This window comes from Halococcus sp. IIIV-5B (assembly GCF_003602035.1).
Taxonomy (GTDB): Archaea; Halobacteriota; Halobacteria; order Halobacteriales; family Halococcaceae; genus Halococcus; species Halococcus salsus.
Window position 1 is genome coordinate 52,532 of record NZ_QZWE01000003.1, and the last position, 14,525, is coordinate 67,056.

15 protein-coding genes are annotated in these 14,525 nt (G+C 51.8%); 8 read left to right on the top strand and 7 right to left on the bottom strand.

What is annotated here, in order from left to right; genetic code table 11:
* Window positions 1–45: 45 nt before the first annotated feature.
* From D3261_RS03355 to D3261_RS03365, 3 genes are all read right to left on the bottom strand, one after another.
* Window positions 46–552 carry a twitching motility protein PilT gene (locus D3261_RS03355; protein ID WP_120068918.1) on the bottom strand — a complete coding sequence of 169 codons (507 nt, stop codon included), beginning with the start codon at window positions 550–552 and terminating at the stop codon, window positions 46–48.
* Window positions 549–917, bottom strand: a complete 369-nt coding sequence (locus D3261_RS03360; RefSeq protein ID WP_120068921.1) for a UPF0175 family protein — start codon at window positions 915–917, stop codon at window positions 549–551. The genes D3261_RS03355 and D3261_RS03360 overlap by 4 nt, the downstream gene beginning before the upstream one ends.
* A gap of 300 nt (window positions 918–1,217) precedes the next feature.
* Window positions 1,218–2,087 (bottom strand): universal stress protein, encoded by an 870-nt coding sequence (locus D3261_RS03365; protein ID WP_120069241.1) that lies wholly within the window; start codon window positions 2,085–2,087, stop codon window positions 1,218–1,220.
* A 523-nt stretch (window positions 2,088–2,610) separates the two neighbouring features.
* Between D3261_RS03365 and D3261_RS19630 the strand changes: the two genes are divergently transcribed.
* A complete protein-coding gene (locus D3261_RS19630; protein WP_147464910.1) occupies window positions 2,611–2,907 on the top strand; it encodes a hypothetical protein in 297 nt (98 codons plus the stop codon).
* 56 nt (window positions 2,908–2,963) lie between these two features.
* Here the strand turns inward: D3261_RS19630 and D3261_RS03370 are convergent, their stop codons facing one another.
* Window positions 2,964–4,130, bottom strand: coding sequence for an inorganic phosphate transporter (locus tag D3261_RS03370; RefSeq protein WP_120068924.1), 1,167 nt, complete (start codon window positions 4,128–4,130; stop codon window positions 2,964–2,966).
* Window positions 4,131–4,360: 230 nt separating this feature from the next.
* Here D3261_RS03370 and D3261_RS20950 point away from each other — a divergent pair, with 230 nt between their 5' ends.
* From D3261_RS20950 to D3261_RS03390, 4 genes are all read left to right on the top strand, one after another.
* On the top strand, window positions 4,361–4,498 hold the full coding sequence (locus D3261_RS20950) for a hypothetical protein (protein ID WP_342764740.1): 138 nt from the start codon (window positions 4,361–4,363) through the stop codon (window positions 4,496–4,498).
* 388 nt (window positions 4,499–4,886) lie between these two features.
* Entirely contained in the window at window positions 4,887–6,155 is a 1,269-nt protein-coding gene (locus D3261_RS03380; RefSeq protein ID WP_120068926.1) for an inorganic phosphate transporter, read from the top strand.
* A gap of 435 nt (window positions 6,156–6,590) precedes the next feature.
* On the top strand, window positions 6,591–7,532 hold the full coding sequence (locus D3261_RS03385) for a glutamate--cysteine ligase (protein ID WP_199693899.1): 942 nt from the start codon (window positions 6,591–6,593) through the stop codon (window positions 7,530–7,532).
* 201 nt (window positions 7,533–7,733) lie between these two features.
* Window positions 7,734–9,656, top strand: a complete 1,923-nt coding sequence (locus tag D3261_RS03390) for an SLC13 family permease (RefSeq protein WP_120068929.1) — start codon at window positions 7,734–7,736, stop codon at window positions 9,654–9,656.
* 469 nt (window positions 9,657–10,125) lie between these two features.
* On the opposite strand, the gene D3261_RS03395 is transcribed toward D3261_RS03390, so the two are convergent.
* Entirely contained in the window at window positions 10,126–10,323 is a 198-nt protein-coding gene (locus D3261_RS03395) for a hypothetical protein (RefSeq protein WP_120068931.1), read from the bottom strand.
* 286 nt (window positions 10,324–10,609) lie between these two features.
* Here D3261_RS03395 and D3261_RS03400 point away from each other — a divergent pair, with 286 nt between their 5' ends.
* Together D3261_RS03400 and D3261_RS03405 are read left to right on the top strand one after the other, a co-directional pair.
* On the top strand, window positions 10,610–11,077 hold the full coding sequence (locus D3261_RS03400) for a universal stress protein (RefSeq protein WP_120068934.1): 468 nt from the start codon (window positions 10,610–10,612) through the stop codon (window positions 11,075–11,077).
* A gap of 104 nt (window positions 11,078–11,181) precedes the next feature.
* Complete coding sequence (locus D3261_RS03405) at window positions 11,182–11,601, top strand: universal stress protein (RefSeq protein WP_120068936.1); 420 nt, start codon at window positions 11,182–11,184, stop codon at window positions 11,599–11,601.
* A gap of 178 nt (window positions 11,602–11,779) precedes the next feature.
* Here D3261_RS03405 and D3261_RS03410 read toward each other — a convergent pair whose 3' ends face one another.
* Both D3261_RS03410 and D3261_RS03415 read right to left on the bottom strand, forming a co-directional pair.
* Entirely contained in the window at window positions 11,780–12,076 is a 297-nt protein-coding gene (locus D3261_RS03410; RefSeq protein ID WP_120068939.1) for a hypothetical protein, read from the bottom strand.
* Window positions 12,073–12,789, bottom strand: a complete 717-nt coding sequence (locus tag D3261_RS03415; RefSeq protein ID WP_147464911.1) for a hypothetical protein — start codon at window positions 12,787–12,789, stop codon at window positions 12,073–12,075. Before D3261_RS03415 ends, D3261_RS03410 begins: the two co-directional genes overlap by 4 nt.
* 453 nt (window positions 12,790–13,242) lie before the next feature.
* Between D3261_RS03415 and D3261_RS03420 the strand changes: the two genes are divergently transcribed.
* A complete protein-coding gene (locus tag D3261_RS03420; RefSeq protein ID WP_199693914.1) occupies window positions 13,243–14,514 on the top strand; it encodes an MgtC/SapB family protein in 1,272 nt (423 codons plus the stop codon).
* The last annotated feature ends 11 nt before the right edge of the window (window positions 14,515–14,525 follow it).

Sequence of the window (14,525 nt, forward strand, 5' to 3'; positions counted from 1 at the left end):
CTAGTGATAAGTCGATTTAGGAAATCGGGACTACACTTTACATGGTTACCGATACTCCGAAATCGTTCGGTAGGGCACATAGAATCCGATGTCGTCGATCCAGGCTGATAACCATTCATCAGCGGTTGGTTCATCGATCTTCCCAGCGTCAATCGTGGCCAACAGGACGCCGACTGAACCGACGACTGTCACGCCCTGTTCTTTGGCGAATGACCGGGCGTCCCCATCGTCGGTCAGCAGCTGTCCGTCGTGTGCGTCCGCCACAGCGAACGCCTGTGCTTCGTCGGGATCGAGATGACTACTGACCACTGCTTCACGGTTCGCGACCGCTTCGGAGATCGTCGTCACGGGAATCTCCTCGTCGAGGGTATCGAGTGCAGACTGGAGATACGGATGCCCATCGACGCCGTCACGGAGTTCCTTGCGCACGACTGGGACCGTACAGATACCGGAGAGGTCTGCAATCACCCATAGTTGGTCGACATACGCGAAATTCGAGAGAACAGTCGTGTTGAGGACGCTCGGATGGATTGGAACATCGCCACCTGTCATTTCGTGTGTGACTTCTCGCCATTCATCGATTCCTCACTAAATTCGAGTTCTGCCGCAGCCTCAACCTCGTAGGTCGCATCCTCTTCATCTACTAGCCCAAGACGGAGTTCGACGTCATGGTCACGGAGGATATCTCGCATCGTCCACCGGTCGACAGCAGCGAGTCTCGCCGCATCACCGAGCGTAACCCGCTCACGTTCGTACAGAGCAACCGCAGCTGCAATGCGCTCGTTCTCGTGATCTTCGAAATACTCACGGACGAACTCTCGGAGGGCGTCGCTCTTCCCACCGAATACACCCGCCTCAACAGTCCCCTCAATGAGGAGGTCAAGATCGTCCGGGTAGGAGCCGGTGATTCGAGCCATCTGTCTACACGGATCTACGCTTTCATACTATTTATGAACTTCGTCAACTCGAAGTGGATTCTTCCTGTGCATTGGACAGTCAGTCTCAACTTCCGCTATGAGTTTGTCGAGTCATACACCGGCCACTCGATATATGCTCGTCGGGCAATCTGTTGAAATACCATTCGCCAAGATTCGCGGGTTGGAGGCACTAGTCCAGTCGAACACGTTCTGCTCAAGATACGTCTGGATATTTGCGAATGACGACTGTGAACTGCCACTGAGGAGAGCCTCCTAGCCACTCATCTTCCCACAGCGAGTTTATTCCTTGAGCGGCCCTCGAACAGTCAATACTGGTTGATCGGCCCGACGAACGACACTTGTCGCAACACTACCCATCACCAACCGATCGAGTCCTGTCCGCCCGTTCGTTCCAAGAACAACGAGATCCATCCTTCGATTGTTTGCGTACTCGGTGATCTCACGCTCGGGCTTCCCTTCGCGAGTGACTGGAACGAGATCGACGCCCGTCTGAGTAGCTTGTATCCGGGCCTCCTGGAACACCGATTCATTCTCCCGCTCAAGGAAGTCACGAAGAGTCCCAGAACTTCCGAAGCGGCTCTCTATGACGTAGAGTGTGTGAACTGTAGCATCGAAGGTGGTCGCGAGTGAGAACGCACATGACCTCGCGTGACGGGCGCTTTCGCTCCCATCTATCGCCACGAGAATATCCCGAATCTCGGGTGCAGAATCCAGTTTCCGTGCCCGGACCGTAAGAACGGGAATCGGCGCAGTCTGGGCCACTTGCTCGGCAATCGACTCGCGCAAGAACCGGGAGAGTCGCCCACGAGCGTGCGCACCCAAGACAACGAGATCAATATTGTTCGTACCGATATATCCGAGAATTGCGTCGGTTGGATGGCCGGATCTCGTCGACGTCTGCACGGAAACTCCGCCGGATTCACACGCTGCGCTGACCGTGTCGAGCGTCGATTCGGCGGTCTCTTTCAACTTCGATTCGATCTGCTCCGAACCAGACGCGTCAGCCACGTCCTGAACAAAACCTCCGTCTTCGAGCACGAACAGGGCATGAATCTCGGCATCGGTGGTGTTCGCGAGTATTTGCGCATATTGCTGTGCACTCTGGCTCGCGTCACTTCCGTCTACAGGAAGGAGGATGTGGTCGAACATATAGTACCTACGCAACCAGTCCGAAAAGCCGTTCCGGCGAAATATCACCACCAAATGGTTGTACCTGTCCACGAGAGGGTCTCTGGCTCGATGAGAATGTATACACCGAGTCCAATGAACATGACTGGAATTCAAACGGGATCAACCTAGTCGATGACGCCTGCAGTTTGCGGGAGATCGGCAAGGAGGTAGCCGATTCCGAACCAAGTAGCGATGAGCATCGCAAGGACAGTGAGCATCGCCGAACTGGAGAAGCCAGAGATGCCTTTCGCTGGGGAGATATTGCTCCATGGTTCAGGGGCAATCAGGGTAACTACGATGGTAATTGCGGTCGTGTCGGTAGACAGCTATTTGGTGATAACCAGGACGACTACTCCGTGAATGATGAGAAAGACGACGGCCATATTGGGCGTGATCCCCGCCGTCAGCATCGTCTGCAAGACTGTAATGGGGAGAAAGGGAAGCATACCACTTTGTCAGGCGGGGGAGTAAAACCTTTGAATAAGTTATACAGTGGTTTTCAGTGAGTAACACACAATATGTAGCGTGGCTATTAGTGGATATGCACCGTCCACCCCCTTTCGAAAACTGGCCGCTCTGGAAATACTTCGGGGGAATTGTACTCGGCTCTCTCGTCGTTACCGGGGGATTTCTGTGGCTGGGACCCCTTCAAACAGATGGAGTAACGCCTCAAAATGCGTTCATAGCTGGATTGCTGTTCATCGCCATCACGCTTGGAAATTTCTTCGTTGGTGTTGGATACCTGAAAGCACTCCGGTACACAAATTCAATACTAAAAGACGAGAAACTCTCGAAATAAGCTGTCACCAGAATCATTTGATGAAAATGAATATTTGATTGGTACCGGTAGGTCGGTCACACGATAGGAAGGACGATGAACGAGAGATACGAAAGAATAGTCGCGACTGAGGGGCCGATAATCCAAAACGAGACGAACCGTACCACTGCTGACGGATCAAATAACTCGCTGGCATCTTGGAGATCTTCGGCACGCTCTTCACCGATGCCCGGTAGCTCTTCGTCTGTTTCTACCGTTACAGCGTTCACTGATATACCGCCTTCGAGCTCACCGCGCGCGAGGTCAGGCATAGTCGCGGTGCGTGTCGCTCGCCCCCATCCCAGCCCGACGATGGTCATAATCGTCGAGAGAGCGAGACTGATCGGGATACCGAGCCACGAGGCGACTGTTGTGATGGTCGCAGCGACCACCATGACGATCGTTGCAGCCATCAGTGGCAGATCAGTCAGTCCGTTTCCAACGGATTCCATCGTACGTCGAGCAATCGTGAAGGCCCCAACCCCGATAGCGATGGTTCCAAGCCCGACTCCCCAGCTCGGACCGAGGAAGCCGCCACCGACCAGCGGCGCGACAGCGTTCGCGATGTTGCTTGCTCCTGCACTGAACGACATATAACATGCGATGAGAAAGACGAGCGTCGTACTGAGAAGTTCGCGTGGCGTTGTCCCAGGACCGAGTTGAGGCCGGGGGACGAGTCCCGTTGAATCGTACGTGATAAGCGGGCCATCAGTCTGCTGGATGGCAAAGAACCGGTCCAAGTGTGGATAGAGGTAGCGACCGATCACAGTGCCGCACCAAAAACCGATAATTGGGGCGATAACCCACCAGACGACGATTTCGCCCATCACAGCCCAATTCAAGGAGTTCGTCGCGAGCCCGAGCCCGGCAATTGCGCCGACCGCCGTCATTGAGGTCGAAACGGGGACGCCGTAGATGTTGGCGAACAACATCCCCAACCCGATGAACGAGAGGACGACAATACTCGCCTCGATCGAAAATGCGGTTTGAGGAACGATCTCGCCGCCAAGCGTATCGATCACGTTCCGACCGACAGTCCATCCACCGAGAAAGACAAAAACGGTCATCAGAGCCGCAGCAGCAGTTTTGTTGATGACTTTCGCCCCAACCGACGGTCCCCACGCGACACCGGTCGATGAGCCGCCAATGTTGAACCCAACGAATATCGCTGCCACCAAACCACCAACGAGAAGGAGGGAAACCATACCAAAGGCCACTCGCTAGATACACATACACATTCCGAATCTAACCTCGTACATTGCTATAAGTTATTTGCGGCATTTGATGGAGGGTAGACCTTACGTAGCATATGATTTCGCGTATTCTCGTTCCAATGGATGATTCAGAGATGGTTAAATAGGTGTTTAAGTAGCCATTGGAAGCCCATCCGAGCGCGGAAATTACGGTGTTACACGTGGTCGGCGAGCCGTCAGGGATGATAGGCAAGGCAGTGGGATTAGCGCTTGCAGATAATATCCAACAGGCAGCTGAGGACGCTGCAGAGGAGGTTCTCGCGGAGGCGCGGGAAATTGCCGAGAAGTACGATTCTAAAGCCGACATCCATACCGGCTAAAGGGAAGCCTAGAGGAAGTGTTCGTCAAATGGGCAAGAAATTTCGATATAGTCGTTATGGGAAGCCATGTGGGATCATTAGCGGATAGATTGATCGTGGAAGATATTGCGAAAACAGTGTTTTACCGATCTCCAATCCAACTGACCATCGTCCGATGACCACATCTGAGTTATTATTCTTGGAGCGGCATTGAAGGCTAACTAACCTGGGTGGACTACCCGAGTACATTCTTCGTGAAGCATTACCTTATGAGGGATAGCCATATATTAGAAAAAATCAGCCTCAACTACTCATAGCGTCTCGATGTGAGATTGAATAGGTTGATAGGAACCACATTCAATTATAATAAAGCGTTATCTATAGGACTCTCCATGACTAACGGGCGTGGATGGCTGGGATCACTCTTCTCCTCATAGCTGGATTGCTCGTGGCTGCATTTGTTGGATACAACATCGGTGGGTCCTCTACTGGCGTTGCATTTGGCCCTGCGGTCGGAAGTCAAATCGTCGGAAAACCCCTTGCGGCTGGATTGTTCACCCTGTTCGCGCTGTGGGGAGGCTGGACTGTTGGCCGACACGTCATCGAGACAATGAGCGAGGGCATCGTCCCAGCAAGTCAGTTTACTCTCGCTGTGAGCATCGTTGTATTGTTTTTCGCCGGCGGGGCGTTACTGATCTCGAATTTCTTCGGTGTACCGTCTTCGACATCGATGACTGCCGTGGGAGCCATCGCAGGGCTCGGATTAGCGACTGATACACTTAACGAACAGATCATGTTCGGTATCGTGTCCGCATGGATCGTTGCACCCCTCATAGCACTCTGGAGTGGTGTACTCATTGGGCGTTATATCTATCCATACCTGGATGCGCGGGTGACATTCACCCGATTTGAGGGAGGACTGTACTACTTTGATCGCTCTGGGTCGATCCCACGACCGCGACTCAACCAGAACGCCACATTCCGCGACCTTCTCGGAGCGGTCGTGGTACTCGCAGTGTCGTGTTACAACGCTTTTTCGGCAGGTGCATCGAACGCAGCAAATGCAATTGCACCACTCGTCGGAAGTGGGTCTATCACTGCGAGCCAGGGTATTCTATTAGCAATTGCCGCCATCGGCATTGGTGGATTTACGATCGCTCGGCGTACTCTAGATACCATCGGTGAGGGAATCACGGATCTGCCGATTCTCGCGGCGCTGATCGTCTCACTCGTTGGAGCAACGATCATCACTATTCTCTCGAATCTGGGTGTGCCCGCGAGCCTCGCGGTGAGTATGACGTCGTGTATAATCGGTCTCGGATGGGGTCGGTCATCACGGACAGTTACCATCCCTGAAGCCGCTGAAGCGGCGATCGAAGGAGAAGGTGGGCCTGATCTCAATGTAGGAGCACTGGCCACAGGTCGTGAAGCTGATTCTGGCATTACACCTGGCCCCACTATCGGAGAGGTTGCATCAGGGGAAGCAGAAGCACGTCAACCCCCATCAGAAACTAGTCAGGAACACGTCCCACCGATTGGCGAACCAGGAAGGAACGAAGTCGAGGAAGCGCCCGAATTGTTCGACCGATCAGCGACAGGTCGTGTCGTCTTTCTGTGGTTGCTTACACCCACACTCTCGACTATCGGGTCCTATCTTGTGTTTAGCATTTTTCTCTAAATATACGAACTTCACATCTGTTTTATTCAGAATTGGGTCAAAATAACTCAGCAAGAATCCTCACTACAGCTTAATCAGGTTTGACAGCATAACACCTGCATAAGTTACTTGTATATAGAAACCATTGAGGATACTATACCTCATGATGTGTTAGCTCAAGGGTGCATTCGGATCTCCATTGGTAGAAAATTAGGCGACCCATGATATCCTGAGTTGCTCAATTGGCCAAGTTGTAGAGTGCTCGGCCAGATCGCGAGGGTGATTTGCATGAAAATAGGAGTTGAACTAGAATACTAAGTCATTGACGAATCGGGGCGACTGACACCCGCTCAGGAATTACTTGCTACGCACGAATACGTCACGCACGAATTCGTCGACTCGCTTCTCGAAATCCAAATTCCACCAGTCGAAACTGTCGAAGAGCTCCGCAAGGAGATGTACTATATACTCTCTCCTGTGCTCGAGGCAGCCAACCGGCAGGGCAAACATCTCGTCCCCCTTGGGACACCGATCACCGAACACGGGCTTCCGAGCATTACCGAACGTGGCCACCTGCTCGAACGTCTCTATGGAGATGAACTCACATATGCAAAACATTGTGCTGGGACACACGTTCACTTCGACAAGGGCCGTGTCGCCGAACAGCTGAACCTCCTGACGGCGCTTGACCCTGCACTCGCTCTCGTAAACTCGTGCCCATACTACGATGGAAGGCGAGTAGCGAGTTCAGCACGCGCGTCAATGTATCGTCTCGGTGCGCACTCTCGATTCTCGCGGTATCGTGACCTGTGGGCCTATGTCGATGATACCACGGAATGGAACGCTCGTATCAAGACTGAATTCAGAATACTCCGTGCGATAGCTCATGAAGTTGGTATTGAAGAAGAAGTGTTCACGGAGCATTTTCATCCGGAAAACGCCGTTCTGACACCGGTTCGCCTCCGTGAGCGGTCACCAACGGTTGAATGGCGCGCACCAGACACGGCACTTCCCAGCCAAGTAGTTCAGTTGGTTGGTGATGTTGCCACGCTGCTCTCCCAAGTCGAAGAGAAAGACCTCGTCATTGGCGAACCTGGCATCTGGGAAGACCGAATCGGCATTCCATCATTTGCTAGGCTCCGGAAGCTGAGCGCAAGTGCTATAGTAGACGGTTTGAACTCTGAGGAGGTACGAACCTACCTTACGGCGATGGGCTTCGAACTCGAGAAATACCACCCACTCTCCGAGCGTGTTGAGAAAGGTCGCTCTCTGACTATTGAAGAAGCTCGAAAGATACGCCTTGAGAGCGCACATCTACTAGAGGTAGATGTAGAAGGACTGTTGCCTGCACAAGATGAGCTCCCGAAGATGGGCAACAAGAACGAAGTAATTGACTAAGCTCTAGCTGAGGACACATATTCGACAAATTGACTCATCTAAACGAGAGGGTGTAGCTTCCCTTGGGCATAAACTGTACTCATAGGGGTTACTTCATGCCCTTAGTCATAAAAAGCAAAATGGGATAACACTCGTTTACCAACCCCCGATAACCACTAGAAGTGTTTATAGTGGGTGCTCTGTAACCTATGGGTACTATCAATGACTGCAATCATACTACAATCTGCTAACGCGATCCCTCCGGTTACACCAAATATGCTGGTGGTATTCCTGGTGATCATCGCTGCTATCATTCTATTTGTGACAGAATGGCTTCCGATTGATGTCACGGCAATCGCGATCATGGTTGCGCTTATCGTCCTTGAACCATGGACCCAAATTTCAGCCGATGAGGGTATTTCTGGATTTGCTAGCTCGGCGACGATTACTGTGTTAGCAATGTTGATACTCAGTGCTGGAATTAGTCAAACTGGTGTTGTGCAGTTAGTTGGTCAGCGAATTTCGAACTTCGCTGGAGAGAATCTACAGAGGCAACTATTGGCCACAGTAGGGGTAACAGGCCCTGTTTCGGGGTTCATTAATAACACTCCTGTTGTTGCAATTCTCGTCCCGGTCATCTCGGATGTCGCTCACAAAGGAAAGACAAGCCCTTCGAAGCTCCTCATTCCTCTATCATATGCATCGCAACTTGGCGGAATGCTCACTCTTATCGGAACATCAACGAACATTCTCGCGAGTGATACTGCTGGGAGTCTCAGCTCAGAATATCCAGCTCTCCATGCGTTCAGCTTCTTCGAGTTCACTCAACTAGGTGTCGTAGTACTACTTGTTGGTGGCCTCTATCTGCTTTTCATTGGTCATCGTCTTCTCCCTGAGAGAGTCCCTCCCGAAGAGGACTACGTAGAGGAGTATGCGATACAAAACTATCTCTCGGAGCTCGTAGTACGGTCTGACTCCCCATTGATTGGGATGACCGTTGAAGAAGCAGATGGCGAAACGGAATCCGGAACGAATATTCTCCAACTCATCCGAAATGGTGAGCAGTTTACCGAACCACTCGCTCAGAAGGAAATTCGTGATGGAGATATCCTTCTTGTTCGTGCGAGCGGGGAGGCGCTCCGACAATTCGCTGAGGCGGAATCACTCGCGATCGAAAACTCTCTCGAAACTGACGAAGAACTCGAGCCAGGAGACCAAGATGAACAGACGATTGTAGAGATGGTTATCCCATCCAGTTCGCGACTTGTTGGGGAAACACTCACTTCCTCCACGTTTCGCCAGCGTTACGATGCGAATGTGCTTGCATTTCGTTCTCATGGAGAGGTAGTTCGCGACCGACTACAAGATATTACGATCAGAGGCGGCGACACGCTACTCATCCAGGCTGATTCAAACAGTATTGACCGCCTTGCTAGAAACAACGATTTCATTCTTGCTCATGAGGCTGACGAACCGAACTATCGAACCGAAAAAATCCCACATGCAATCGCTATCATGTTTGGGGTGGTGGGGCTCGTCGCGATCCCCTGGCCAGCTCTCGGGAACGGGCTTGCAAGCCTTACAGGAGTTCAATTGCTGTCACTTCTCGGTGGGCTTCAACAGGATATTCTCGTGACTTCCCTTGCAGGCGTCGTTGCAATGGTTGTGGCGGGTGTGCTCAGACCCGGGGAAATCTATGACTCAGTTGACTGGAACGTCATCTTCCTTCTCGCGGGTGTCATCCCCCTTGGAGTTGCACTCCAACAAACGGGAGCAGCGATGTTTCTGGGCCGAGTCGTTGCCGCAAGTGCGGACTTTCTGCCCGTGCTACTAGTGCTCTGGCTCTTCTACATTGCGACAGGTCTCATCACGGAAGTGATTTCGAACAATGCGAGTGTTGTCTTGATGATTCCCGTTGCAGCCGCCGCAGCAACAGCAATTGATGCGAATCCGTTTGCCTTCGTGCTCGCTGTAACCTTCGCTGCCTCTACCGCCTTCCTTGGCCCAATTGGCTACCAGACGAATCTCTTCGTGTATGGACCTGGTGGGTACAAATTCTCCGACTATTTCCGAATTGGTGCCCCCCTCCAGATACTACTTTCCATAACTACGGTACTCGGTATCGCTTTCTTCTGGGGGGTATGAAGAGATCGTACCAGTTCTATCCATTAGGGTAATTGGTTCCGGTATCCCTTTGCTCTGGAGTCGTGTGCCGATTTTAGTATAGTCACTCCTCTATTCTTCCGTTCAGCAGAATTTACCCTCTTTCGTCAGAGAGGCTTTCGAGTGTTTCAGCAGGGTAAAAGCGAGCATTACACTCAGTGCATTCACCTACATATCTGATCGAAGAATTACTCTCGCTACCATTGCCGGGAGAGAGTTCAGTCCGAACAATCTCTCCACCACACTCCGTACACGGGAGGTCGAATTCTGTTACCATGCTTGCGTCAACCCACATTCTCTAATTACATATAATCACCTCATCACCAACGCCACAACAACTCGTAAACGACTAATAAGTTACAGAGAGGTGTTTCCCTATGGATGCTTACTGTAGCCACAGCTAGGAGATTTAATCGAAACAGTACAGAGAACGAGTTACGTTGTAGAAAGGCTAAAAGTCGTGTTCGAGGTGGTCCTGAGCAGCCTTCTGGATGATTATTGTGTCCTCCCGAACTCGAACGAACACTTCGTCTCCGATGTCCATACCAGCGACTGCGAGTTCGTCTTCATGGAGATTTACATGGACGTTATGATAGTCACCGTTTTCGTCTTTTGCTCCGCTTGGACTGAGCTTCTTTTTGCGGGCCATGTTTAAGTTGGCACGAACTTAGTGGTAACATCCATTTAAGCCTTATGAAGGGGTTAGTGTGAGCGTTCGTCTTCACTGTAGAGACAGGCTCTTTTAGCGCTCAAAGGGTATATTTAGTGAGACCAATATCTGCTTGGGACGTGCTTGCCTGTTATTGGTAAACTCTCGATGGGTGATTAGGGAGGCTAACCCAAGTGAAAACACGGCTATGAAATTCGTGAACCAAATCCCGGTGGAAATTTTAGCGAGGAAATAGTTATCGTGTTGAATCGCTTTTATATGCAGTATGTCGACCACAAATCTTGCAGACGAGCATATCTTAGTGCCGATTGATGGAGCGGTCGCTAGCGAACACGCCCTCGAATACGCTACCCAATTCCCTGCCGCAGAAATCACACTGCTGACAGTCATCGATCCATACGACATTGACCCCGTATCCAGCGGTTTGCAATCTCCTGTAGGTAGAGCGGGTATGCCTGGTTACTCCGAGGAATGGTACCAAAGAATCAAGGATCAGGTCTCAGAGATGCATTCCCAGCTAGTGGAGCAATCTGGACTCGACAAGTCCACCGTATCAACCCTCATCAAGTTCGGATCTCCAACTCGTCAAATCGTTGCTTGTGTCGACGAGCACGAAATAGACCACGTTATCATGGGAAATCGAGGCGAGGATCGCCTGTCGCGGATACTACTCGGAAGCGTTACCGAAGGTACCATCCGCCGTACTACAGCGGTCGTGACCGTTATCCAGTAAAGCTACTCAAACCAGCACTAAAGCGAGAACTCCACTCAGCACGTTATCAAACAACTATATAAGTTACACAAAGGATTTATTTACGATTCCATTCTACCTAGTGTATGATTTCCCGTGTTCTCGTTCCGATGGACGATTCAGAGATGGCCGAAAGAGCACTCAAATATGCTATAGAGGTCCATCCAGATGCTGAAATCACCGTATTGCATGTAGTGGGCGAGCCCTCAACGATGATGGGGAAAGCAGTAACATTAGCTCTCGAAGAAGACATTCAGCAGGCAGCGAAAGATGCCGCAGACGAAATTCTCTCTCAGGCGCACATGATCGCCGAGGAATATGATATCCAGATCGACACCGATGTTGGCTGGGGGAGTCCGGCAAAAGTAATTGTCAAACGGGCAAAAGCGTTTGACACGGTCATTCTGGGTACTCACGCGGGGACGTTAGCGGAAAGACTGTTTGTTGGGGATGTGGCAAAGACCGTGTTTCGCCGGTCTCCAGTTCCAGTGACTGTGGTTCGATAAACGCTGCAGTGTTATTCGCTGAACCACCCCGAAGACTCGTAAGTGGTGGATAGTAAGTTGCTCACTCATTCGCAGAAACCCAATCTGTATAAACCTGGCATCGAGCTACCTATTCTCAATACGAATCGGGACCCCGAAATTCGGACATGGGTAACCCTTTCCTGCCATTTCAAGTCAATCAGAGAAAGAGCAGCGAGTAGATCAAGAATACCCCGATGGCAACAGCGTATCCGGGAATCACGTATCGATAGTCACGGTTTGGAATCACCCGTACGCTGTATGGCGCCACCACTGCGGCGAGGAAGGATCCTGCGAGGATCGATGGGAGTAACATGAAGTTGAGGTCCACACCGGCTGCCTCAACTGCAAAGTACATCGCGATACCAACGAGTGAGGCAAGTCCTTCCGAGAGAGATGAAATAGCTGCTGCTGCTTTCTCGTAAACCCCAGCATACAGCTGACCCATCGTCGTCACAGGACCGAATCCACCGCCGCAATACCCTTGTTGAAGCCTGCAAGCGCTGCAAAGCCAACCAGCAGATTGGGTCGATATTCGGCGGCTTCGGCGGGTTTGAAGTGCTCACGAAGCAAGGCTACAATCGCCATTACGAAAATCAGAACTGTGACATAGGTGTTGATGATCGAGCTGTCGAACTGAATAGCGAAGTATCCGAGCAGGACTGATGCGATCGTCCCGAGCGCTGCCACCCCAGCAATGAGTGCCACGGCTTTCGTTTCGGCTCCAAGTGGGTCGAAACCGAAGACTAGTAATAGAACCGGCGAGAGAGCCGTCCCGAATCCCATTCCGGCCGCCGAATCCATCGTTTCGAAAACGAACGCAAGCAGAACAACCGACGGAATGAACGAACCGAACACTGCTGCATCAGGCGTTGGTAGGTCGAGCAGTGTGACGATCACTCCAATTGTTATCACATAAAGACCGGCCAACAGCCCAAGCCGTTTCAGTGTCTTTGGCTTGAGTTGGAGCCGATCGCCCATTGGTAGCTCATTGATCGCCCGTGCAGCCGTGCCTGTCACGGTAGAGTCACTGGAGCTCGCTTCCGTCGATGTGGAAGGAGTACTCATCCCACCACCGCTGGTCTCTGCCGATCGTGTATCTGGTCCGCTCATGTGTGAGTCCATAAAGTCATGTGTAGCCACTGCTGATAAGCCTTGGTGGTTTTTCATGGCTATCTCATAACTTATAGAAAGATATATTCTCAGTCATCCCTATAACACGGCTATGCCGATCACCAAACGAGAGAGGGCACAGGTGAGTGACCGACGTGATATCGTCAGCAGTGTATACGAGATATTAGACGAAGCCGCCCCATACGCCTACTGTGTCGATGATTTCTTCCGAAATGCAGGACCGGGGGGTCCTGCCGAACACGGGCTACTGGAAGCGTTCAAGCGAGCCGTCCTCTGGCAAATGTCGAGAAAGCGTTCGAAGGCACAAGTCGAGAGCGCACTGGAGACACTCGTCTCTCGTGGTGAAGTCGAAAAACGGGTATTATTGCAGGACGGTAAACTAGTCCCCCACTACCGAATGAGATCACCAGACGGACGGCAATTGTAGAGTGCTCACGTCATACCTTCTCACCAATGTATACCTCCATTCATGGAAGATAGACACTCGTGATTGATCTAGTTGGACAAATCGGATTTGGAACCTTCAATACGCCGATCTCGCGGCTCGTCCTTGCGGGTCTTCTGGGACTGTTCTTGGGTCTCGAACGCGAGTGGTCGGAGAAACCAGCAGGGATCCGAACATTCTCGCTGATTAGCTTGCTCGCTGCGGTTTTTTGGTTACTGGGTCAACCCTGGTTACTCGTCATCGGTGGGCTGCTCGTTATCGTCTTAGGTGCCATACTGGCTACTGACGGCTTGATTCGCGATAATGTTGGATTCTCATTAACGACCTCTGTATCGATGTTGGTTGCCTATGGGGTCGGCGCGCTTGTTGCTGCCGACTATCTCAAAGAAGGTGTCACCGTCGCTGTGCTCTCTTCGTTACTGCTCGTGCTCAAACGTGAACTCCACCATTTCGCCAACAATCTTTCACGAAAGGAACTTCGCTCAACGACGGGGTTCGCTATTCTCGCGTTCGTCATCTATCCGTTGCTTCCCACTGGCGAGCTACCTCTCAGGCTCGGCAGGTTCACGGTCGCGATCGAGCCACGCGTAATCTGGCTGATGGTTGTTGCTGTTGCAGGTATCGGTATCATCAACTACGCAGTCGTGACGACCTATGGCGGTCGTGGAGTCGCCGTTACGGGATTTATGGGCGGGCTCGCCTCCTCAACAGCGGTAGTTGGAACGACGCTTGATCAAGTTCGCAGACGCGAGAATGCGAGTGCCTACGCGGTGGCAGCTATCTTACTTGCAGACGCGGCGATGGCACTCCGTAACCTCCTCATAGTCGTTGGGTTCACCATTACCGATGGCTTGCTATTTGGTGCGGCGATCCCATTGGCGATCATTGTCCTTGGAGCGTTCGTTATTGCGGCTCTCATCGCCGACTGGGGCGAGCCGCTTGAGATCAATCTTGAAAGTCCGTTTTCGCTCCGCAACGCACTCAGCTTCGGCGCGATCTTCGCCGTTGTCCTAGTCGTGGGTGGACTTGCAGAAGCACAGTTCGGTGCGGCGGGTCTCTACATTACGGCGGCACTTTCGGGATTGGTTTCGAGTGCCGGCGCGACTACATCGACAGTTGCACTCTATCGGACAGGTGACGTACCACCCGAGACGGCGATCCTTGCGATCCTTGTTGCAACCCTTTCGAGCATTTTTATCAAAATCACGCTGACATCTACTAGTCCGAATCGCCGTTTTGCTATTCAAGTAGCGCTTTGGAGCGTAGTATTGATGGGTCTTGGCACGGTCGCAGCAGTGATGATTACTCTATTCTAAATACAAATTTC